This window comes from Porphyrobacter sp. THAI-01a (assembly GCF_056868655.1).
In genome coordinates, this window is the sequence record NZ_CP180579.1 from 2,469,320 (window position 1) to 2,489,650 (window position 20,331).

14 protein-coding genes are annotated in these 20,331 nt (G+C 68.7%); 9 read left to right on the forward strand and 5 right to left on the reverse strand.

The features are described 5' to 3' along the window. Nucleotides 1-23 precede the first annotated feature (23 nt). Both ACMX37_RS11925 and ACMX37_RS11930 read right to left on the reverse strand, forming a co-directional pair. Nucleotides 24-317, reverse strand: a complete 294-nt coding sequence (locus tag ACMX37_RS11925) for an EthD family reductase (protein WP_483146135.1) — start codon at nt 315-317, stop codon at nt 24-26. 27 nt (nt 318-344) lie between these two features. Then, entirely contained in the window at nt 345-932 is a 588-nt protein-coding gene (locus ACMX37_RS11930) for a rhodanese-like domain-containing protein (RefSeq protein WP_483146136.1), read from the reverse strand. A 71-nt stretch (nt 933-1,003) separates the two neighbouring features. Between ACMX37_RS11930 and ACMX37_RS11935 the strand changes: the two genes are divergently transcribed. From ACMX37_RS11935 to ACMX37_RS11955, 5 genes are all read left to right on the forward strand, one after another. Further along, nucleotides 1,004-1,795, forward strand: a complete 792-nt coding sequence (locus ACMX37_RS11935; protein ID WP_483148402.1) for a quinoprotein dehydrogenase-associated SoxYZ-like carrier — start codon at nt 1,004-1,006, stop codon at nt 1,793-1,795. Further along, complete coding sequence (locus ACMX37_RS11940) at nt 1,792-2,748, forward strand: quinoprotein relay system zinc metallohydrolase 1 (protein ID WP_483146137.1); 957 nt, start codon at nt 1,792-1,794, stop codon at nt 2,746-2,748. The genes ACMX37_RS11935 and ACMX37_RS11940 overlap by 4 nt, the downstream gene beginning before the upstream one ends. A 148-nt stretch (nt 2,749-2,896) precedes the next feature. Next, complete coding sequence (locus ACMX37_RS11945; RefSeq protein WP_483146138.1) at nt 2,897-4,324, forward strand: porin; 1,428 nt, start codon at nt 2,897-2,899, stop codon at nt 4,322-4,324. Nucleotides 4,325-4,439: 115 nt separating this feature from the next. Then, nucleotides 4,440-4,979 carry a cytochrome b gene (locus ACMX37_RS11950; protein WP_483148403.1) on the forward strand — a complete coding sequence of 180 codons (540 nt, stop codon included), beginning with the start codon at nt 4,440-4,442 and terminating at the stop codon, nt 4,977-4,979. Nucleotides 4,980-5,020: 41 nt separating this feature from the next. Beyond that, on the forward strand, nt 5,021-7,057 hold the full coding sequence (locus ACMX37_RS11955; RefSeq protein WP_483146139.1) for a TonB-dependent receptor: 2,037 nt from the start codon (nt 5,021-5,023) through the stop codon (nt 7,055-7,057). Between the two features lie 22 nt (nt 7,058-7,079). Here ACMX37_RS11955 and ACMX37_RS11960 read toward each other — a convergent pair whose 3' ends face one another. Next, a complete protein-coding gene (locus ACMX37_RS11960) occupies nt 7,080-8,030 on the reverse strand; it encodes a tetratricopeptide repeat protein (RefSeq protein ID WP_483146140.1) in 951 nt (316 codons plus the stop codon). Between the two features lie 121 nt (nt 8,031-8,151). On the opposite strand from ACMX37_RS11960, the gene ACMX37_RS11965 reads away from it, so the two are divergent. The 4 genes from ACMX37_RS11965 to ACMX37_RS11980 are packed head-to-tail and all read left to right on the forward strand — an operon-like array spanning nt 8,152 to nt 14,258. After that, the gene (locus ACMX37_RS11965) at nt 8,152-10,680 is read left to right on the forward strand and encodes a cyclic nucleotide-binding domain-containing protein (protein WP_483148404.1); all 2,529 of its coding nucleotides are present in this window, start codon (nt 8,152-8,154) and stop codon (nt 10,678-10,680) included. After that, entirely contained in the window at nt 10,680-11,558 is an 879-nt protein-coding gene (locus tag ACMX37_RS11970) for a hypothetical protein (RefSeq protein ID WP_483146141.1), read from the forward strand. The genes ACMX37_RS11965 and ACMX37_RS11970 overlap by 1 nt, the downstream gene beginning before the upstream one ends. 10 nt (nt 11,559-11,568) lie before the next feature. Then, entirely contained in the window at nt 11,569-13,371 is a 1,803-nt protein-coding gene (locus ACMX37_RS11975) for a cytochrome c3 family protein (RefSeq protein WP_483146142.1), read from the forward strand. 2 nt (nt 13,372-13,373) lie between these two features. Beyond that, nucleotides 13,374-14,258: a phosphodiesterase gene (locus tag ACMX37_RS11980; protein WP_483146143.1), complete on the forward strand. Its 885-nt coding sequence runs from the start codon at nt 13,374-13,376 to the stop codon at nt 14,256-14,258. A 122-nt stretch (nt 14,259-14,380) separates the two neighbouring features. Here ACMX37_RS11980 and ACMX37_RS11985 read toward each other — a convergent pair whose 3' ends face one another. Together ACMX37_RS11985 and ACMX37_RS11990 are read right to left on the reverse strand one after the other, a co-directional pair. Further along, nucleotides 14,381-18,517 carry an LVIVD repeat-containing protein gene (locus ACMX37_RS11985; RefSeq protein WP_483146144.1) on the reverse strand — a complete coding sequence of 1,379 codons (4,137 nt, stop codon included), beginning with the start codon at nt 18,515-18,517 and terminating at the stop codon, nt 14,381-14,383. After that, nucleotides 18,517-20,313 carry a hypothetical protein gene (locus ACMX37_RS11990; protein ID WP_483148405.1) on the reverse strand — a complete coding sequence of 599 codons (1,797 nt, stop codon included), beginning with the start codon at nt 20,311-20,313 and terminating at the stop codon, nt 18,517-18,519. The genes ACMX37_RS11985 and ACMX37_RS11990 overlap by 1 nt, the downstream gene beginning before the upstream one ends. Nucleotides 20,314-20,331: the final 18 nt, after the last annotated feature.

Genomic DNA, 20,331 nt, shown 5'->3' on the forward strand with positions numbered 1-20,331 from the left:
GCCTGCACCCGCGCCCCCAGGGATCAGGCCGTGCGGTAGATGCTTGGCTGGATATCGGTGAAGTTGGCGATGTCGGCCATCACCGCCGCCGTGGCGGGCGAGGCGAGCGCGGCATCGATCGCCGCGCTGTCCGCAAAGCGCAGCACCACCATCGCGGCCGCCGGCTGTGCCGCGTCGGCGGGCCAGAGGATCTCCGACCCCGTCAGCCCGAGGCCGCCCCAGCTATCCTCGACCAGCGGGATGTGCGTGTCGCGGTAGTAGGCGGCATCGAAGCGCGCCCCTTCGGCTTGCGGGTAGCTCACCACCAGATTGGCCATGTTAACGGTCTCCTCCTGTTGTTGTCGTCATGAAGCGGGAACCGCGACCGGGGTCGCGGCTGCGAGCGGGCGGCCCGCGGCGTGCCAGCCGTCGGTGCCCTCGGCGAGCCAATGGACATTGGGCACGCCTTGCAGCGCGAGGCGGCGCGCGGCGTTCCAGCTCATCCAGCAATCGGTGCGGCAAAAGAGGATCACCGGCCTGTCCGGCGCGGTGCGGCGGGCCTCGCGGACGACGGTCTCGAGCGCCTGCCACAGCACCGGATCGACGGGGGCGCGGCCGGTCTCGGGGAACCACAGGGCGCCGGGAATGGTGAGGTGCCCGGTGCTCAGCGTCCAGATTCCAGTGGCCGGATCGCGCACCCCGCCTTCGACCGGCATGACATCGAGGAACAGCGCGTCCCGGCCGGGTTCGAGCGCCAGCGCCTCGGCAAGACCGATGGCGGCGGCGGGTGCGGGATCGGCCTTGACCGGCGCACGGTAGCGGGCGGCGCGGTAGCCTTGCGCATCGAACAGCGTAGGCTCGGCGCTGCGGGGCTGCGGCTGCGGCTCGCTGGCTTGGGCGACTGCCACCAGCGCCAGCGCCGCCATGCCCGCCACGATCGCTGCCCTGTGCATCCCCGTCCCCTCTTGGTCCAAGGTACAATATGCCCCGTGCGGGCGACAGGAATACATTGTCCAATGGTATGATGCGTACACTTCTCTCGCTCGCGATGCTGGCGGCTCCGGTCGCCGCGCAGTCCCAGACGCCGCCGGCCGACCCGCTGGGCTCGCCGATGTGGGAATACCACGCGGGCAAGCTGTTCGCCGGCGCACCCGTGGTGTTCGATCCTCGGGTGGAGGTCGCTCTGCCTGTCCTGACCGAGAACCAGCACGTCATGCCCGTCACCGTCGATGCCCGCGCCCTGGGCGAAGTGGTGCGGATCGTGATCTTCGCCGACCTCAACCCGATTCCCGTCGCGGTCGAATACACGCCGCTCGCCGCGCAGGCCTTCATCGCCACCCGCATCAAGCTCGACCAGCGCACCCCGGTGCGCGCCGCAGTGCTCACCGCCGACGGAGTGTGGCACGTCGCAGGCGACTGGGTCGATGCCGCGGGCGGCGGCTGCTCGGCGCCGCCCTTGAGCCGCGTGCGAGGGGACTGGGCCGATCACCTCGGCGAGCTGCGCGGGGCAGCGTGGAGCGCACCCGGCGAGACCCGCCTGCGCCTCTCGTTCCGGCATCCGATGGACACCGGCCTCGTCGAGAACATCCCGGCCTACAACATCGACCAGCTGACGGTGTCCGACGCCGCAGGCCGCCTCCTCGCCCGCATGACCGTGCACGGATCGGTCAGCGAGGACCCATCCTTCACCATGCTGCTCGCCCCCGGGCTGGCGGGCGACCTCGCGGTGGCGGCGCGCGACACGGGCGGCTTCGAGTTCGCCGGCACGCTCGCGGCGGGAAGCGGCGCGAGGGTCGCGGCGGCGGCCACGCGATGATCGCGCGGCGGGGGCTGCTGCTCGGCGCGCTCGCCCTCCCGCTGGCGGCGGCGCCCTTCTCCGCGCGCGCCGAGCTCTTCGCAGGAACCTATGCGCCCGAGGCGACCCCCATCGGCGAGGGCATCTGGATGGTGCGCGGCGCCGACGAGGCGCTCGGCTTCGCCAACGGCGGCGCGATCGCCAACAGCGTCATCATGGCGAGCGATGCAGGCGCGATCATCGTCGACAGCGGGCCCTCGCTCGCCTTCGGCGCTGCGCTCGGAGCGCTGGCGCGGCGGCTGACGGGGCAGGCGGTGGCGCGGGTCTACATCACCCACCTTCACCCGGATCACAGCTTCGGCAGCGGCGCCTTCCCCGAAGCCGAGATCCACGCCCTGCCCGGCACCCGGGCCGAGCTCGAACGCGACGGTAGCGGCTTTTCGGACGCGATGTACCGGATGCTGCACGGCTGGATGGCCGGCACCGAGGTGATCCTGCCTGCCGCCGCCGCCGCCGAGGGCGCGGTGGTCTTCGGCGGCCGCAGCCTGAGGCTGCTCGCTCTCTCGGGGCACAGCGAGGCCGATCTCGCGATCCTCGACGAGGCATCCGGGACGCTGATCGCGGGCGACCTCGTGTTCCACGACCGGGCGCCCGCGACCCCCCATGCCGCCTTCGCCCCGTGGCAGGCGGCGCTTGCGCGGCTCGCGGCGACCCCGCACCGCCAATGCGTGCCCGGGCACGGCCCCCTGTGCCGCAGCGGCGCGGCGATCGCCCAGACCCGCGACTGGCTCGCCTGGCTCGAGACCGCGCTGCGCGAGGCGGTGGCGGGCGGGCTCGATATGGCGGAGGCCGCGAACCAGCCGATCCCGGCGCGCTTTGCCGGCATGGCGGCGGCCCGTTATGAACTGACCCGCTCGGTGTCGCATTTCTACCCGCGGCTCGAGGCCGAACTCTTCCCCCGCATCGACGGCTGATCCTGCCGGCCTGCCACCGCGGCCCGCCGCCCCGTCATCTCAGACCAAAGTCGGACGACCAAAGTCCAATTTCGGCGCGGACCGCTCGGGCGCAGCATCGCGTGGGCCGCAAGGGACGGCACGAGAACAAAGAACAAGGGGGAAGGACATGAGATCCAGATTTCTGCTGCACGCAGCCGTGGCCGCATTGGCGATGGGGGCCGCCGCGGCGCCCGCCCATGCGCAGTCGACCGCCACCCAGCAGCTGCTCCAGCGCCTGCACGAGAAGGGCATCCTCACCGACGAGGAATATGCGGCGCTGATGGCCGAGACCAACGCGGCCCCGGCCGCTGCTCCCGCCGCCTCTCCGCAGGTGGCCGCCCAGGACACCGCCGCCGGCGCGCTCGACATGAGCCGCGTGGTGCGCATGACCGACAAGGGCATCGGCCTCGAAGTCGGCCCGGCGACGATCAAGTTCTCGGGCTCGATCAACGCCTATTACGTCAACGACAACCCCGACACCGCAGGCCCGACCACCGCGGTCGCCGGCGGCATCGCCTCGGTCGGGGCGGACAGCTCGAACGCGGTGCGCAACGGCCTGCTTCCCGGCTATCTGCTGATCGACGTGACGACCAAGCAGGCCGGGCTCGACATCGGCGCCCATTTCGGAATGTATCCGGGCATCAATTCGGCCGTCTGGGGCCCGCTCGGCGCCAATAGCGGCGGCCAGCCGACCGCGCTCGCGACCGCCGGGATCGACTTCCGCCAGGTCTATCTCACCATCGGCGGCGGCTTCGGCACGGTGAAGATGGGACGCGACATCGGGCTGTTCGGCTCCGAGGCGATCCTCAACGACATCACCCTGCTCGCCGCGGGCCCTCCGGGCGGCAATGTCGCGCCGGGCAACACCACCCTGGGGCGCATCGGATCGGGCTATATCTACACCGATTTCCAGCCGCAGATCACCTACACCACGCCGAACTTCGGCGGGTTCCAGGCCTCGGTCGGGGTGTTCCAGCCGCTCCAGTCGCTCACCGCCCCGGCGCAGACCAACACCGCGCCCGGCTTCCAGGGCAAGGTCACCTTCGACAAGACCTTCGACAAGGTCGGGCTGCGCCTGTGGGCCTCGGGGGTCACGCAAAAGCACCAGACCATCGGTGCGGGCGCGGGCGGGCTGGTGTCCTATACCGGGCGCGGCATGGATCTGGGCGGCAAGGTTTCGGTCGGGCCCTTCGCGGCGGTCGCCAACTGGTACACCGCCAAGGGCCTCGGGACGACGGTGCTCAACCTGCTCGACACCGACGCGCGGGGCAATCCGCGGGGCAGCGACGGGTTCTATGTCCAGGGCCTCGCGACCTTCGGCAAGGTCTCGCTGGGCGCAAGCTACGGCGAGAGCAATCTCGACCGCACCGCCTTCGAGATTGCGGCGGGCAACACGCTGGTGCGCAAGAATTCCAGCTATGTCGGCCAGGTCCGCTACGGCCTCACCGACTGGGTCACGCTGATCGGCGAATACACCCGCGCGACCAGCAAGGCCCACGGCGGCAACGAAGCGGAAAGCAGCAGCATTGCTGCGGGCGCGATCCTTTTCTTCTAGGCCCTGGCCGGTTATCCGGGGGCATGAGGCCGGTGTCCGGGATGGCGATCACGCCGCCCGGGCACCGGCCTTGCCCAACTCCGGCCGACCCTGAGGAGAACCCGCCGTGGATGCGATGACCTTTGCCCATTCAGCCGACCGGGCCGATCGCTACAACCGCACGGCGCGCGCGCTGCACTGGATCATCGCGGCGCTGGTGCTCGGCAACATCGCGGGCGGGCTGCTGCACGACGCGCTCAAGGACGTGGTCAACCTGATGCCGCTGCACAAGGCGGCCGGCATGACGGTCCTTGCGCTCACGCTGGTGCGGATCGCCTGGCGCCTCACCTGGACGGCACCGCCCCACCCTGCGGCGATGAGCGGACTGGAAGTGCTCGCCGCCAAGGCGACGCACCTCCTGTTCTACGCCCTGATGCTCGCCATGCCGCTGACGGGCTGGATCATGGCATCGGCGGGCAAGTATCCCCTGACGTGGTTCGGCCTGTTCGACCTGCCGAAGCTTCCGGTGACCCGCGAGGACCCGCTCTACGCGCTGGGACACGAGGGCCACGAGCTGCTCGGCTGGCTGTTCCTCGCGCTCGCCGTGCTGCACATCGCCGCGGCGCTGCGTCACCATCTCCTGCTCAAGGATAATGTCCTGCGGCGCATGCTGTGATGATGCGCGCGCCGACCTTCGCGAAACATGAAAGCTGCCTGATGAAAACGATGCTGCGTCTCACCGCCTGCGGGCTCGCCCTCCTTTCGGCCCTGCCCCTGTCGGCGCAGGACGGCGTGGAGCCGCAGGACGAGACGGGCGAGGAGCGCCGAGAGATCATCGTCACCGGACGCGGGCTCGACCCGGCGCTCTCGACCGGCATCTACGCGACCACCACCCTCGAGCGCGAGACGATCGTCGCGGCGCCCTCGGGCCGGATCGAGGATGTCTTGCGCAATGTCGCCGGCTTCCAGCAGTTCCGCCGCTCGGACAGCCGTTCGTCGAACCCCAGCGCACAAGGCGTGACGCTGCGCGCGCTCGGCGGCAATGCCACCAGCCGCGCGCTGGTGCTGCTCGACGGGGTGCCGCTCGCCGATCCGTTCTTCGGGTACATTCCGCTTTCGGCCATCGCCCCCGAGACGCTCGGGACGATCCGGGTGACGCGCGGCGGCGGATCGGGCCCCTTCGGCGCGGGCGCGCTTGCGGGCACGATCGACATGGAAAGCGCCGAGCCGGGGGCAACGCAGGGCTTCCTCGGCAGCGCGGCGATCAACGACCGGGCGGAGACCGAGGCCAGCGGCGTGCTGACCCAGCGCCTCGGAGGCGGTTTCGCCATCGCGAGCGGGCGCTGGGATCGCGGCCAGGGCTTCTTCACCACGCCCGAAGACCAGCGCGTTCCCGCCACCGCACGCGCCGCCTTCGACAGCTGGAACGCCGCCCTGCGCGCGGTCGCCCCGCTCACCGACACCGTCGAGGTCCAGGCCCGCGTCGCCGCCTTCCGCGACAATCGCACGCTGCGCTTCGAGGGCGCGGATTCCTTCAGCCGGGGCGAGGAAGCCTCGATCCGCTTCGTCGGGCGAGGCGACTGGCAGTTCGATGCGCTGGCCTATGTCCAAGCGCGCGACTTCGGCAACATCGTGATCTCTTCGACCCGTTTCACCCCCACACTCGACCAGCGCCGCACGCCGTCGACCGGCGTGGGCGGCAAGTTCGAGCTGCGCCCGCCGCTGCTCGAAGGGCACGACATCCGCATCGGGGTCGATTACCGCCGCGCCGACGGCGAGTTGCAGGAGGAAGCGCTCAACGCGGTCACCGGGCGCGTCACCGAGCGCCGCCGGGCGGGCGGGGCCACCGGGAACCTCGGCATCTTCCTCGAAGACGACTGGCAGATCGGGCCGCTGACCCTCAACGGCGGCCTGCGCGCCGACCGCACCTCCATTACCGGCGGCTTCTACCGCGCGGTCACCCCCGCCGGCGCTCCGGTGAGCGAGATTATTGCCCCCGACCGTTCGGACTGGGCGGTGAACTGGCGCGCGGGCGCGCTATTCTATCTCACTCGGCGGCTCGACATCCGCGCCGCGGCCTATACCGGCCTGCGCCTGCCGACCCTCAACGAGCTCTACCGCCCCTTCGTCGTCTTCCCCGTCACGACCGAGGCCAACGCGAACCTCGCGAGCGAAAGGGTGGAAGGCTTCGAGATCGGCTTCGACTGGCAACCGGTCAACGAAGTCGTGATCGCGGTGACCGCCTTCGACAACGAGGTCGAGAATGCCATTGCCAACGTCACCGTCGGCCCCAACCTGCGCCGCCGGGCGAATCTGCCGGCGATCGAAGCGCGCGGGATCGAGGCGAGCGTGGCGGCGAAGTTCGGAACCGTAAGCGTCGACGGTGCGCTCGCCTGGACCGATGCCGAGGTGCGCGGACGCGGCGCCTCGGCCGATCTCGACGGCAACCGCCCGTCACAGACCCCGGAATTCGCGGCGACCCTCACGCTCGGCTGGGAACCGGCCGCGGGCTGGCGGCTCGCAGGCACGCTGCGGCACGTTTCGACCCAGTTCGAGGACGATCGCGAGACCGATCGCCTCGCCCCCGCGACAACGCTCGATGCCTTTCTCGCCGCGCCGCTCGGAGGCGGGGTGTCGCTGGTCGCGCGGGCGGAGAACCTGACCGACGAGGCGATCATCACCCGCAACCAGGGCGGTTCGATCGACCTGGGCGTGCCGCGCACCTTCTGGCTGGGCGTGCGCTACGGGTTCTGACGAGGGTGCGGAAGGCGCGGGGTCAGGGCACGCCGAGCGCGGCCGCCTGTTCGCGCAGCTGCGACGCCGCGCCGGGGTTCGCCTTCACCGCCGCCTCGAGCGCCGCCTTCGCCTTGGCCGGTTCGCCGAGCGTCATGCGGCTGCGCATCAGCATCACCCACCCGTCGAGATTCTTCGGCTCCTTCTGAAGCCTCGCTTCGAGCTGGGCGACCATCCCCTCGGCCATCTGGCGCTGTTCGGAAGGCTTCATGGCGCTCGCCGCCGCTACCTCGGCCGCGCTCGGGCCGCGCAGGCTGGAGGAGGCCGCATCGCCTGCCACGCTGCCCGATCCCGGCGCGACCAGCGCGGGCTTGCGCTCGCCCTGCGCCTTGGCGATGCGGGGGGCGACTTCGATGCCGTTCATCTGCCCGACCTGCTCGATGGTGCGCACCAGGTCGGCCTCCCACGGCGCGCCCTGCGGGCTGTCGGCGAGCAGATCGAGCCACGCGGCGATGGCGCCCTCGTGATCCTTATCAATATCCTTCTTGGCCGCCATGAAATAACGCGCGCGCGGGTCCTGCGGATCGAAGGACAGGGCCTTCCCGAAAGCCGCGAGAGCCTCGGGCGGGAGCGGGTCGCGCTTGCTCGCGAGGACGAGCGTTTCGCCGAGCGCCGACCACAGCACCGCCTCCTCCGGCGCGATCGCCAGTGCGCGGCGGTAGGCGGCGGCGGCGGCATCGAACTCGCCCTTCTGGAAATGCGCGAAGGCAAGGTCGCTCCACGGCCCGGCATCGTCGGTCGAAGCCTCGGCGGCGGCCCGCAACTGTTCGATCGAGGGTTCGCCGTCCGCAGCAGCCTCGGGCGCACTGCTGCCGCCCCCGCCCTCGTAGACATTATAGCCGATCGAGCCTGCCGCCAGCAGCAATGCGCCGCCGAGCAGCAACCAGCCCGCCTTCGATGATCCGCCCCCGGGCGCCTGATCCCCTGTTCCCATGGCGCGAGCGCTAGCACCGCAGGCAAACCGGGGCAATTCGCTCTGGCATCGGGTGGCGTTTTGGGTATGGTGAGGTCTCTGGGGAGCGATCTATCCGAAGGGGGGAGGATAGGTGAGCGGGATGTTCAAGGTCGCGATCATCGGTTCGGGCCCGGCGGGCCTGAGCGCGGCTGCCCGCGCGGCCGCGCTCGGCCTCGATCACGTCCTGCTCGAGAAGACCGACCACCTCTCCGACACGATCTACAAGTACCAGAAGGGCAAGCACGTCATGGCGACGCCCAGCAATCTGGTGCTTCGCTCCGACATCGATTTCGAAGCGGGCAAGCGCGAGACGATCCTCGGGATCTGGGACGAGCAGATCGCCGGACACAAGGTCAACGTCAAATACCACGCCGAGGCCAAGGCGATCCGCGGCACCGGCGATCCGATTCCTGGCTCGGTCCAGCAGATCGTCACCCGTGCGCGCGACGGCACCAAGTCGGTGCGCGAGCTCCAGCGCCACGCCCCGCCCTACGCCATCGAGCTGACGAATGGCGAGACGGTGATGGCGGAGAACGTCATCCTCGCCATCGGCACGCAGGGCAACCCGAACCTGATGCGCTGCCCCGGTGCGGACCTGCCGCACGTCCAGTACCAGCTCGATGACCCCACCGAATATGTCGACGAGCATATCGTGATCGTGGGCACGGGCGACGCGGGGATCGAGAACGCGCGCGGTCTGGCTGAGGACCCGGCGCAGAGGAACACCGTCTCGATCCTCAACCGCGGTACCGAGTTCCCGACCGCCAAGGCGGCGAATGTCAGCGCGCTGATGGCAGATCACGAGGCCGGCAAGCTGACGGTGCGCACCGAGAGCGAGACCAAGGCGATCGAGCCCGGCTGGATCACGCTTGCCACCCGCGACGGTGAAATCCGCATCCCATGCGACCGGATCATCGCCCGCATCGGCTCCGCCCCGCCCCGCGCCTTCGTCGAGGAATGCGGGATCGAGTTCACCAGCGAGGACCGCGGCGCCTTTCCGCGCCTCTCGCCGGTCTTCGAATCGACCGCGCCGGGCATCTTCGTGATCGGCGCACTGGCGGGCTATCCGCTGATCAAGCATTGCATGAACCAGGGCCACGACGTCATCGAGTTCATCAACGGCAACACCGACCTGAAGCCCGCCGACGAACCGATCATCGCGGCCAAGTTCGCGGGGCTGCCCGGCAACCGCTCGACCGAGGAATGGCTCGAATTCCTGCGGGCGAACGTGTCGATCCTCAACGGCATGAACCCGCTTCAGATGCGCGAGTTCATGCTCGACAGCGAGGCCAAGTTCTACGGTCCCGGCGAGGTGATCTTCGAGCGCAACGCGCCCGGGTCCTCGCTGTTCGGGATCGCCAGCGGGTCGGTCGCGGTCGAGGTCAACCCCGCCGATCCCTCGATCACCATCCCGATCGAGACGGGTTCGATCTTCGGCGAGGTCGGCCTCATCTCGGGCCGCCGCCGCGGGGCGACCATCCGCGCCGCGGAGGACACCATCGTCGTCGAGATCTCGCGCCTCGCGGCTCTCAAGCTGCAATCGCAGGTGCCGAGCGCCAAGGCGGCGATCCAGCGCATCTCGATCGAGCGCCAGTTGCTCCAGATGTTCGGCTCGGGCCTCACCCGCGAGGATGTCGCCCCGCTGGTCGAAGCCGCAAGGGTCGAGGAGAAGCGCGCCGGGGAGGTGGTCGTCACCGAGGGTGCGGACGACAAGGACATCTTCATCATCCGCCGCGGATCGATGATCGTCGAGAAGGAAATCGGCGGCAAGCCGGTGTTCCTCTCCTACCTGCCGGCGGGGAGCTATTTCGGCGAAATGGCGGTGATCGACGGCTCGGCGCGCACCGCCACCGTCAAGGCGGCGATCAAGTCCGAGGTGATCCGCCTGCCGGGCGAGGGTTTCCTCGCGCTGATGGACAAGCGCCCCGCGCTGCGCGAGCGCGCCTTGAAGGACATGGCGGGCCGGCGCGCCACCAATGAATTCATCGAAAGCCGCAAGGACGAATTCTCGGGCGCGGTCGATCTCTATTCGCAGACCGCGCAGTTCCTGGTCGACAACGGCATCGGCGAGGCGACCGACGTGCTGCTGATCGACGAGAAGCTGTGCATCGGCTGCGACAATTGCGAGAAGGCCTGCGCCGACAGCCACGACGGGCTGTCGCGCTTGGACCGCGAGGCGGGGCGGACCTATGCCCACCTCCACGTGCCGACCTCCTGCCGCCACTGCGAGCACCCGCACTGCATGGCCGACTGCCCGCCCAACGCGATCAAGCGCGGACCGGACGGCGAGGTGTTCATCGACGAGACCTGCATCGGCTGCGGCAATTGCCAGAGGAACTGCCCCTACGGCGTGATCCGCATGGACGCGAAGCCGCCCAAGAAGCCCAGCCTCCTCGAATGGATGCTGTTCGGCAAGGGCCCCGGCCCCGGCGAAGCACCCTATTCCTGGCGCAAGAAGGCCGCCGAGAAGGAGGGCACCGCAAAGGCCAAGCTCGCGATCAAGTGCGACATGTGCTCCGGCATCGACGGCGGCCCCGCCTGCGTGCGCGCCTGCCCGACCGGCGCGGCGATCCGCGTTGCCCCGGACAAGTTCCTGACCTTCACCAAGCTCGCCGAGGATGCCGAGTGATGGCGACGCGCGCGAAGACGGCGACCGGCGGCACCGGGCGGTTCTCGCAGGACGAGAAGCGCCGCGATTCCGATCACGTCAGCTTCCTCAGGCACAAGGGATTCCGCTGGCTGTGGATCGCGCTGGCGCTGAGCGGGGCCAGCATCGCCGGCTACCTGATGATCGACCAGCAGCCGCGCCCCAATGGCGGCTCGTGGTACGGCTACACCCTCGGCACCGTCGGGCTGGGGCTAATCCTGTGGCTTTCGCTGCTCGGCGTGAGGAAGCGACGTATCAACCCGGGCGCGTGGAGCCTCAAGGCATGGACGTCCGCCCATGTCTATCTCGGCCTGTCGCTGATCGTCGTCGCGACGCTCCACACCGGCTTCCAGATCGGCTGGAACGTCCACACCCTCGCCTACGTGCTGATGCTGCTGGTAATCGCGACCGGCATCTACGGGGTGGTGGTCTATGCCACGCTCCCCGCCAGCCTTTCGGCCAACCGCAAGGAGATGACTCGCGCACAGATGCTCGAGGCGCTGACCGCGATCGACCGCCAGCTCGAAAGCGCCGCCCAGCCGCTTGCGCGGGCCGAGGCCGATCTGGTGATCGATGCGCTCGGCCAGGACGTGTTCTACGGAAGCGCGCTGGCGCGGCTCACGGGGAGCTATCCCGGCTGCGCCACGGCCCGCGCGATCAGGGGTATGGGGACCGGATCGGAGGCCGAGGCCCGCGTCGTCGCCCTGCTCGAGAAGCGCCGCGAACAGCTCGCCCAGATCCGCGGCGCCCTGCGCATCCGCGCTTTGCTGGAGGTCTGGCTGTTCGTCCACATTCCGCTCACCATTGCCCTGATCGCCGCGCTCGCCGCGCATGTGATCAGCGTGTTCTACTACTGGTGAGGGGCGGACGATGGCCTTCCTGATCCGCACCATCGACTTCACCGCCGCCGGCCGCGAGATCGTGCGCGACCGGACGCTCGCGCAGGACAGCCTGACCGTCGGGCGCGCAGCGGAGAACGACATCCACCTGCCCGATCTCGCGGTCGAGCAGCATCACCTGCGGATCGACACCGCGGCGGACAACACGCTCGCGGTTAGCGCGCTCGGTACGCTCGGCTTTGGGCTCGACGGCCGCAGCGTCACCGACGGCACCATCGATCCGCGCACCGGCGGCGAGATCGCGCTCGGCGCCGCCCGGCTGGCGGTCGCGCGCGAGGGCGACGGCACGGTCAGCGTCACCATCAGGCAGGTCGCCGCCGATGAAGGCAGGAACGATGCCCTGCGCGGCTTCACTCTCGCCAGCGTGCTCCCCGGCAAGCGCGCGATGAGCTGGGTGTTCGCCTCGGCGATCCTCGTCCTGCTGCTGATGGTCCCCGTGGCGAGCCACCTGCTGCGTGCGCCCGCCAAGCCCGATCCGACGGGGCGGACAGCAGGCACGGTCCTGCTCGACAGCGCCTGGTCGAGCGGCGAGCTCTCGCTCAAGCACCACACGCTCGCCGACAATTGCGAGAGCTGCCACGTCGCCGCCTTCGAGAGCGTGCAGGACGAAACCTGCGTCTCGTGCCACAAGGATATCGGCGATCACGCGCCGATGCCGCGCCTCGCCAAGGGGATGGCGCCGCTCTCCGATGGCGATGCGCTGCAATGGAAGATTGCCGAGGGCTTCGGCAAGGAAGGCCCGCTCGGCTGCGTGTCCTGCCACTCGGAACACGAGGGACCGGTGCGCACGCCCGCCGGCTCCGAGGCCTTCTGCGGCGATTGCCACAAGGATCTGGGAACGCGCCTCACCGACACCGACCTCGCCAACGCCCACGACTTCGGCAAGGACCACCCGCAGCTGCGCCCGGTCTATTTCGCCAGCTTCGGCGCGGCAAAGCCGGTGCGTGCGGCCCCGGGGACGAAGCCGGTCGAACGCTCGGGCCTCGTCTTCCCGCACGATGTCCACATGAACCCGCGCGGCGGGGCGGCGCGCATGGCGGTGAGCCTCGGACAATACGGCAAGCCGCTCGAGTGCAGCGACTGCCACACGCTCACAGCCGACCGGATGTCGTTCACCGAGGTGAAGATGGAGGACGCCTGCGAAGGGTGCCACAGCCTCGTCTCCGGGCGCACCGCGGCGGGCGGCTTCAGCAAGCTGCGCCACGGCGACGTGAAGGATCTGGCCGAGGATCTCGCGCGGATTTCCTCGGGCCCCCGCCCGCGGCTTGCACCGGCCCGCGCGCGGCCGGGGCAGCAGGGGAGCGCCTCGCCCTACCGCGCCGATTTCGGCCGTCCGGTGCGGGCCTATATCGGCCTGTCGAACGCGCTTTCGGTCGGCGGGGTCTGCACCGAGTGCCACCTGCCCACCACCGGCCCGACCGGTCAGGCCAATCTCATGCCGGTCAACCTGCCCGACCGCTTCCTCACCGGCAGCTTCTTCAACCACGAGGCGCACAAGAAGCAGGAATGCACCGACTGCCACGCCGCCGACACGTCGCGGACGGCGAGCGACCTGCTGATACCCGATCTCAAGAGCTGCCGCGAATGCCACCTCGGCGCCACTGCCGTGAAGACGAAGAAAATCGTCCCCTCCGACTGTGCGATGTGCCACGCCTATCACCTGCCCGCCGGGCAATGGTCCCCCAAGGGCCCCGCGCCGCATTACAAGCCGATCCCGCCGCCGGCACCGGGCAAGACGAAGGTTGCGGCGCTGGCCGGGGAGGCTAGGAAATAGGGATGGGGGACAAAGCCGCACCACCGCGCGCCGTGCTGATCGCACAGATGACCGACATCCATGTCGGCTTCGCCCCCGACGAAAAGCCCGAGGAGCTGAACCTCACCCGCTTCCGCGCGACCCTCGCGCGGCTGATCGAGGGCCCGAACCGCCCCGACATGCTGGTCCTGTCCGGCGACATCACCGATCACGGTGATGCCGAGAGCTTCGCCAAGACCGCCGAACTGCTCGAATCCTGCCCCTTCCCGATCGTGCCGATGGTCGGCAACCACGACAGCCGCGAGGGCCTGCTCGGCGCCTTCCCGCAGGTGGTTCCGGCCGAGGGCGGCTTCCTGCACTATGTCGTCGAGGCCCCGCTGGGCCTCAGGATCATCTGCCTCGACACGCTCGAGGACGGCCGCCACGGCGGCGCCTTCTGCGAGGCGCGCGCACAATGGCTGGCGGCGCGGCTTGCCGAGGCGCCCGAGACGCCGACCCTGATCTTCATGCACCACCCGCCGGTGGTCGCGGGGATCGACTGGATGGACCCCGCGCCGGAAGAGGGCTGGATCACGCGCCTTCGCGCGGTGCTCGAAGGCCAGTCACAGGTGCTGGCGATCCACTGCGGGCACCTGCACCGCCAGATCACCACGCGCTTTGCCGGCATCCCGCTCGGCGTAACACCCTCGGTCGCGCCGCTGGTGGCGATGGACCTCAACCCCATCGACCAGAATGTGCCCGACAACCGCGAGCTCATCACCACCGAGCCGCCGACCTACGCGCTGCACCGCTGGGACGGCACTAGCCTCGTCTCGCATTACGAGCGGGTCGGCGACTGGCAGGTGCTGGCGCGCTTCCATGCCGGCCTGCAACCGATGATCGAAGGCATGTTCGCGGAGCGCGAGTAAGTTCCCCGACCTCGTGATTGCGAGCGAAACGAAGCAATCCATGGAATGCCGTTACAGCACCGTGCGACGGGGCCATGGATTGCCGCGTCGCCTTCGGCTTCTCGCAATGACGAAGTGAGGCCCTACCGTGCGCTCGCCCGTTGCGCCCCCGCCGGAGCAAACCCGACCCAGCGCTTCATGTCGACCTCGTCGGAAACCTTCCACGGCACGCCGCTGCGGGTCATGAACAGGCGCTCCATCTCGGGCCGCGTGAAGGGTCGCGAGCCGAGGCGGCCGAACACCGCCATCTGCCCGCCGGTCTCGTCCACTGCGCGGTCGCGGTCGAGGCCCTTGCTGAGCGCGATTGCGGGCGTCGGCGTCTTCGCCCACGCGATCAGTTCGGGAACCGGTGCCGGCGAGAAGCCGTAGAAATTGCGCTGGCTGTCGGGGCTGGTGAGTTGCAGCACCTTCATCCCGTTGCGCCCATCGGCGACATAGGCGAACAGCGAGGCATTGGTGGTGGCGACGATCACGTCCTCGGCATCGGACAGCGCCCCGCCGAGCGTGACCTTCTGGTGCACGCGGGGGGCGCGCGGGTTCTTGACGTCGAGGATGACGAGCCCCTCGGTCTTGGCGGCGACATAGGCGTAGGTGCGCGCGACGTAGAGCCGCCGCGCATCGGCGAGTGGCACCGTGGCCTCGGGCACCGCGACCGGATTGCGCAGGGCCGTGACATCGAACAGCTTCACCCCCTCGGCATCGGTCACCCAGAGGTAGCGGAACTGGATCGCCGAGGCGCGCGCATCGCGAAGCTCGCGCACGGCGGCAAGCTTGGGCGCATCGGGATCGGCAAGGTCTACCACGACGAGGCCCCGGTCTGCGGTGATGTAGGCGACCTCGCCAGCCAGCACGATATGCCGCGCGCCCTTGAGCACCTCGCCCGGGTTCCATGCGGTCGAACCGTCGGCATAGGTGTGGCGGCGCAGCTGGTTGTTGCGGAATTCGCCGTCGGCGAGCGTGTTCACGTTGACGAGGATCAGCCCCTCCACCGCATCGGTGACGGCGGCGTAGTTGTAGATCGGCAGGAAGGCCTGCTCCTGGTTCATTTGCCGCATCTTCTCGGTGTTGCGGGTCGGAGCGATCGGCTGGTTGGTGGCGAGCGCCATGCAGGTGGCGTTGGTGGTCTTCACGTTCGTGTCATGGCCCAGGGCCGAGAACGGCCCCTTGAGGATGCGCTCCGAGGTGCCCTTGTTGGCGATGCTGGCAACATCATAGGCGGTGAAGCCGCCCTTGCCGGCAGCGACGAACATGTATTCGCCGCGAAGCTGGAGGCAGCCGACGCGGTCGCTGGTGCCTTCGTGGACGTTGACGAATTCCTCGAGCGGGTGGGTCTCGCCCGACAGCTTCTTGTCGAAGGTCTTGCCCCGCACCCAGTTCTTCAGCTCGCGCCCGTTCTGCTCGACATGCAGGCCCCAGTAATCGGGATAGGCATAGCGGTGGAGGTAGGAACCGATCACCGCCTGCGGTTCATCATATTCGGTCACGCGGGTCGCCTGGAAGCCGCCTTCGAGGCCGGTCCATGCGTTGAGGCCGACGAAGTTGACGTAGTTGGTGCCGAGCAAAAGGAGCTGCGCCATGATGGCGTTGTTGTCGTCCTTCGCGCTGAGATGGCAGTCGGTGCAGGTCTTGGTCTCGGTCAGGCGCACGGTGTGCGGGAAGTGCGGCGCGAAAGCCTGTGACGAGAACCCGATGGCCGAAATCGGCGGCTGCTGCACGTAGATGCGCTCGCGGTTGATGTTGGTCGAGGACAGCACCAGCGCCGAGGACGAGCGCACCGGCGCGACCTGATTGCCCTTGGTGGTCTGGTGCTTGCCGAGCTGGAACATCTCGTCGCGCGCGACCTGCGGATTGTAGGTCGCGAAGTTCCGCGTCTCGCCGCCCTCGTAGCGATGGATCTTGGTCTTCCAGTTGGCCTCGATGGGAAGGTGGCAGCCCCCGCATGAGGTCGTCCACGACAGGTGGCAGGTGAAGCACGCCATCTCGGGATCGCGGTGCGCGCGGTCGCTTTCGGCGATGCCGACGCCGAACTCGAAATTGCCCGTCTCCGCCCCGTAGCGGCTGACGAGCTTGGCCCGCGCGGCCTTGGCGTTGAAGGTTGGCGTCGCCGGATCGACCGTGTCCTTGACGAGGCTCATCTCCCATTCGAGGTTCGGGTCGACGATCGAGCGTTGGACCAGCTTGCGGCGACCGTCGGAGCCTTCCAGCCACTCGAAGCGGCGCTTGCCATCGGGGTTGCGCAGCAGGGCAAGGTTGTGGCCCTCGGGCGGGGCGGCGGGGCCGCTGGTGCGCAGGGTCGGATAGGCGTCGGGCGTGCCGTGGCAGTCCTTGCAGGTGATCTCGATCGCGTTCGCCACCTCGCCGTAGATGAGGCCATTGCCGTGGCTGTCCTGCTCGAAGTGGCAATCGGCGCACTGCATCCCCTTCTCGGCATGGATGTCCATCATGTGGACCGCCTTGCCCGGGTTCACGCCGGCAGGGACGAACTTGCCCTCGCCGTTCTTGCGCCACTTCTCCGGATCATCGGGATCGACGATCCTGCCTTCGGCGTCGAGCAGGTTGCCCTCGCGGTCGCGCTTGAAGATCGCGCGGAAGTTCCAGCCGTGACCGTGGTAGTCGGCAAACTGGGTGTCCTTGAGCTTGGGGTTGAGGTCGTAGACGTTGCGCAGGAAATCCACGTCCGCCCACTTGCCGCGCGGCGCCGCGCCCTCGGGGTTGCGGTCGGTGACGGCGCGCACCTCCTCGGCGGTCGGATACTTCTGCTTCTCCGGCCACATGTGGGGCGCGTCGCTTTCGTAGTCCCACATGGTGTAGCCGAGGAAGGAGTTCAGGAAGATGTTGGGCTGGTGCATGTGGCAGTTCATGCACTGGCTGGTCGGAATGGCGCGGGTGAAAACGTGCTGGAGCGGGTGGCCGCTCTCCTTCTTCTGTCCCCCCATGGTGAGGCTGTCGTCGGCGCGCTTGCCCGCTTCCTTGGCCGCACTGTGCCCGTGGCCGTCGTCGGCCTCGTGGTGCCCCGGTTCCTTGACCGCACCGTGCCCGCCCTTCTTCTTGTCGCCATAGCCGGCCGCATGCTCGATCTTGGCGGCGATGGTCGGATCGAGGGTGATCGACTGCCCGTCGCGCCCGTATTGCGCATAGGTCAGCGAGTGGCGCGGCTCGCGGTCGTTGGCATAGACCACATGGCAGGACGCGCAGCCCGAATGGCGGTAGTCGCCCGGCTGGTCGTTCGTCCCCATGAACCAGGTGAAGGGATCGTTGAGGCGCGTCTTGTGGATGTTGAGCGCCGGGATCGCCACCCGGAGCCCCGTGCCGGGGCCGCGGTTCGACTGCTTCAAGTCGGGCCGCCCGGGCTCCTCGAGGCGCTGGATCGAGCCCGAGGGATTGGGCAGGCCGATTTCCGGGAACTGCGAGTTGATCGTGCGCCCGCCGCGCTCGAACACGCGGAACACGTCGCCCGGCGGGATCACGTGCCACGTCGGCAGCGGATACATCTCGGCGAGCACGCCGCGCGCGACCTGATCCTCCGAGAGCTTGCCGCCCGGCCCCGCGCCCGGGGTGACGATCTTCGCAGCATCGCCCTCTCGCGTGTAGGCTTCGCCGAGGAGGTAGTTCTTGAAGGGCAGGATGCCGTTGTTGTAGCTCGCCCCGCCCCACAGCATCGCGCCCGTCGCCATGATCGAGCGTTCCGCCGCCTCGATCGCCTGGATGTGGCACGCTCCGCAGGCCTCGCGCGCCACACGGTAGTCGCTCGGATTGATGAACTTCACGAACTCGGGGCTTTCCTGGTTCAGCAGCGCATAGGACCGCTGGGGGTTGGCCGAGGAAGGGAAGTGCCAGGACTTGGGATACTTGGGCAGCACGTGCGCCTTGTCGCGCGCGGCGACATAGTCGGGATGATCGTGCGGAAGCTCGGAATTGCCGCGCACCGCCGTGTCGCCGCCGTGGCAATCGGTGCAGCCCAGCCGCACCGCGGGGCTCACATGCATCGTCGGCGCGTCGGTCTTGATATGGCAGGTCAGGCAGCCTTCGGACTTGGCCTCCATCTCCGCCACCGATTGCCGCTGGGGCGCGGGCGGGGCGATGACGCGGCTGTAGTCGCGCTTGACCGGCTTCTCCTTGTCGGCGGCCATCGGGACACCTGCGAACAGGCCGATGGCAAGCACCAGCGCCGCTGCCAGCAGCACGACATGGCGGGTGAAGGTTCGGCCGATCGTAAGCATCAGTAGGTCAGCACCACGTTGGCAAGCACCGATACGAATTCCTGTCCGCCGCCGCGCGCGGTGAACAGGTCCTTGAAGCCGTCACCTGCAAGCAGCGTGGCGGCGGAAAGGCGGAAGACGATGTTCTGGTTGGCCTTGGGCCGCCAGATCGCCGCAGCCGACAGGTCGAAGCCGATCTCGCGCGGGATCGTGCCCTCGTTCCTGAGCACCTGAAGCGTCGCGGTGTTCTCGAACCACAGGTGGTTGGCATTGGCCGAGAGGCGGAACTGCGGCGTCAGGTCGAAATCCGCGCCTACCCCTGCGAGGATCAGCCCGGGATTGTTGAAGTTCGACTGGCCCTGCTCCTTCGAGGAACGCAGCGAATTGAGCAGGCCGTTGCGCCCGTTGACCGAGATCGCGCGCCCGCCGCCTGCGAAGGGAATGGTCTGGCGGATCCAGTAGGATGTGTCCGCACCTGCGAAGACCGGGTTCTCGAAGATCGCGTCGAACCCGCCCTCGGTGTCGTCATAGGGATCGCTGTCCCCGCTGGCATAGGCGGCCGAGAGGCGGAAGCGCATCCAGTTGCGGTCGTAGCTCGCTTCCACTGCCGCGAACTGCGCGTTGATGTCGGCCGGACGGTCGGTGAAGAACGAGTTGCGGTCTTCGCCCAGCGCCCAGTAGAAACTGCCCGTGAGGTTCACCCGGCCCACGCGGCCGTCCATGTTGTAGCCGAGATAGACGACATCGTATTCGCGGCCCCTGAGCGTGCCGAGCAGCGCAGGGCGCACCGGGAAGCCGTTGGTGTCGATCTGGATGTCGTCGGCCTCGCGGTTCATGTTGTAGACCACGGTGAACTGGCTGGTCAGCGCCGGGATCAGGAAGTCCTGGCGATAGGCGTTGGCGACGAAGACGAAATCGTCGCGCGGGGTGCGCAGGATCGCGTTGAGGCCGGAATTGGTGTCCTTCTCCAGCCGCCAGAAGGCGCCGAGATTGAACTGGAAGCGATTGTTGTCGCGCGATCCGAACAGACGCACGCCCAATTGCTGGTCGTTGAACAGGAAGCCCCGGAAGTCCGACTGGAACGGCTGGATGCCGGCGCGGATCGAGATGAAGTCGAAGCGGTCGTTGTCGAACTGACTGAAGTGGTAATCGACGAAAGCTTCCTGCACCCCAAGGAACTGATCGAGCCGGTGCGAGGGGCGCGAGGGCTCCACGAACAGCACCCGCCGCTCGGGAACGTCGACATAGTTGACGTTGTAGGCCAGCGTGACGCGGTATTCGATCGTCGGCGGCTTGAAGGTCGTCGAACCTTTCAGCAACGCGAAGCCGGCGATGAAGGTCTGGCTGAAGACCTGGCTGAAATCGTTCCCGAACACGTCGTTGCGGTCCGGATCCTCGGTGGTCTGGACCCCGACGGGAATGGGGAAGGTGCGCGGTTCGTAGACAGAGTCGCTGATCAGGTTGGCGACGAAGAACCAGTCGTCCCCCTTGATCGGCAGCCACGGCACCTTGGCGCGGTTGATGGGCCGGTCACCCTTGTAGGTGTTCTGGTTGTAGGGATCGAACAGGTTCTCGCGCACGAGGCCGAGGCTTTCGATCAGCCGCCAGCGGTCCGGGATGGGAAGCTGGTCCTTGGGGAAGGCTTCCGGCGGCGGCGCGCGGACCGCGCCTTCGTTGGTTTGCTCGATGCGTTCGGGCAGGGGCGCGGTGTAGCCGGGGCGCTGGCGGCCCTCGATGATCTGCGGGTCGACTGGCGGCGCCTGCTGCTCCCAGTCGCGCGGGGCCTCCTCCCCCGGGGGTGCGGGCGGCGGCTGCATCTCCTCGGGCGGCGGCGC

Excerpts from the sequence above, each read along its gene's own strand:
- ACMX37_RS11925 (WP_483146135.1), bottom strand. The coding sequence starts at position 317 with ATGGCCAATCTGGTGGTGAGCTACCCGCAAGCCGAAGGGGCGCGCTTC.
- ACMX37_RS11930 (WP_483146136.1), bottom strand. The coding sequence starts at position 932 with ATGCACAGGGCAGCGATCGTGGCGGGCATGGCGGCGCTGGCGCTGGTG.
- ACMX37_RS11935 (WP_483148402.1), top strand. The coding sequence starts at position 1,004 with ATGCGTACACTTCTCTCGCTCGCGATGCTGGCGGCTCCGGTCGCCGCG.
- ACMX37_RS11940 (WP_483146137.1), top strand. The coding sequence starts at position 1,792 with ATGATCGCGCGGCGGGGGCTGCTGCTCGGCGCGCTCGCCCTCCCGCTG.
- ACMX37_RS11945 (WP_483146138.1), top strand. The coding sequence starts at position 2,897 with ATGAGATCCAGATTTCTGCTGCACGCAGCCGTGGCCGCATTGGCGATG.
- ACMX37_RS11950 (WP_483148403.1), top strand. The coding sequence starts at position 4,440 with ATGACCTTTGCCCATTCAGCCGACCGGGCCGATCGCTACAACCGCACG.
- ACMX37_RS11955 (WP_483146139.1), top strand. The coding sequence starts at position 5,021 with ATGAAAACGATGCTGCGTCTCACCGCCTGCGGGCTCGCCCTCCTTTCG.
- ACMX37_RS11960 (WP_483146140.1), bottom strand. The coding sequence starts at position 8,030 with ATGGGAACAGGGGATCAGGCGCCCGGGGGCGGATCATCGAAGGCGGGC.
- ACMX37_RS11965 (WP_483148404.1), top strand. The coding sequence starts at position 8,152 with ATGTTCAAGGTCGCGATCATCGGTTCGGGCCCGGCGGGCCTGAGCGCG.
- ACMX37_RS11970 (WP_483146141.1), top strand. The coding sequence starts at position 10,680 with ATGGCGACGCGCGCGAAGACGGCGACCGGCGGCACCGGGCGGTTCTCG.
- ACMX37_RS11975 (WP_483146142.1), top strand. The coding sequence starts at position 11,569 with ATGGCCTTCCTGATCCGCACCATCGACTTCACCGCCGCCGGCCGCGAG.
- ACMX37_RS11980 (WP_483146143.1), top strand. The coding sequence starts at position 13,374 with ATGGGGGACAAAGCCGCACCACCGCGCGCCGTGCTGATCGCACAGATG.
- ACMX37_RS11985 (WP_483146144.1), bottom strand. The coding sequence starts at position 18,517 with ATGCTTACGATCGGCCGAACCTTCACCCGCCATGTCGTGCTGCTGGCA.
- ACMX37_RS11990 (WP_483148405.1), bottom strand. The coding sequence starts at position 20,313 with ATGCAGCCGCCGCCCGCACCCCCGGGGGAGGAGGCCCCGCGCGACTGG.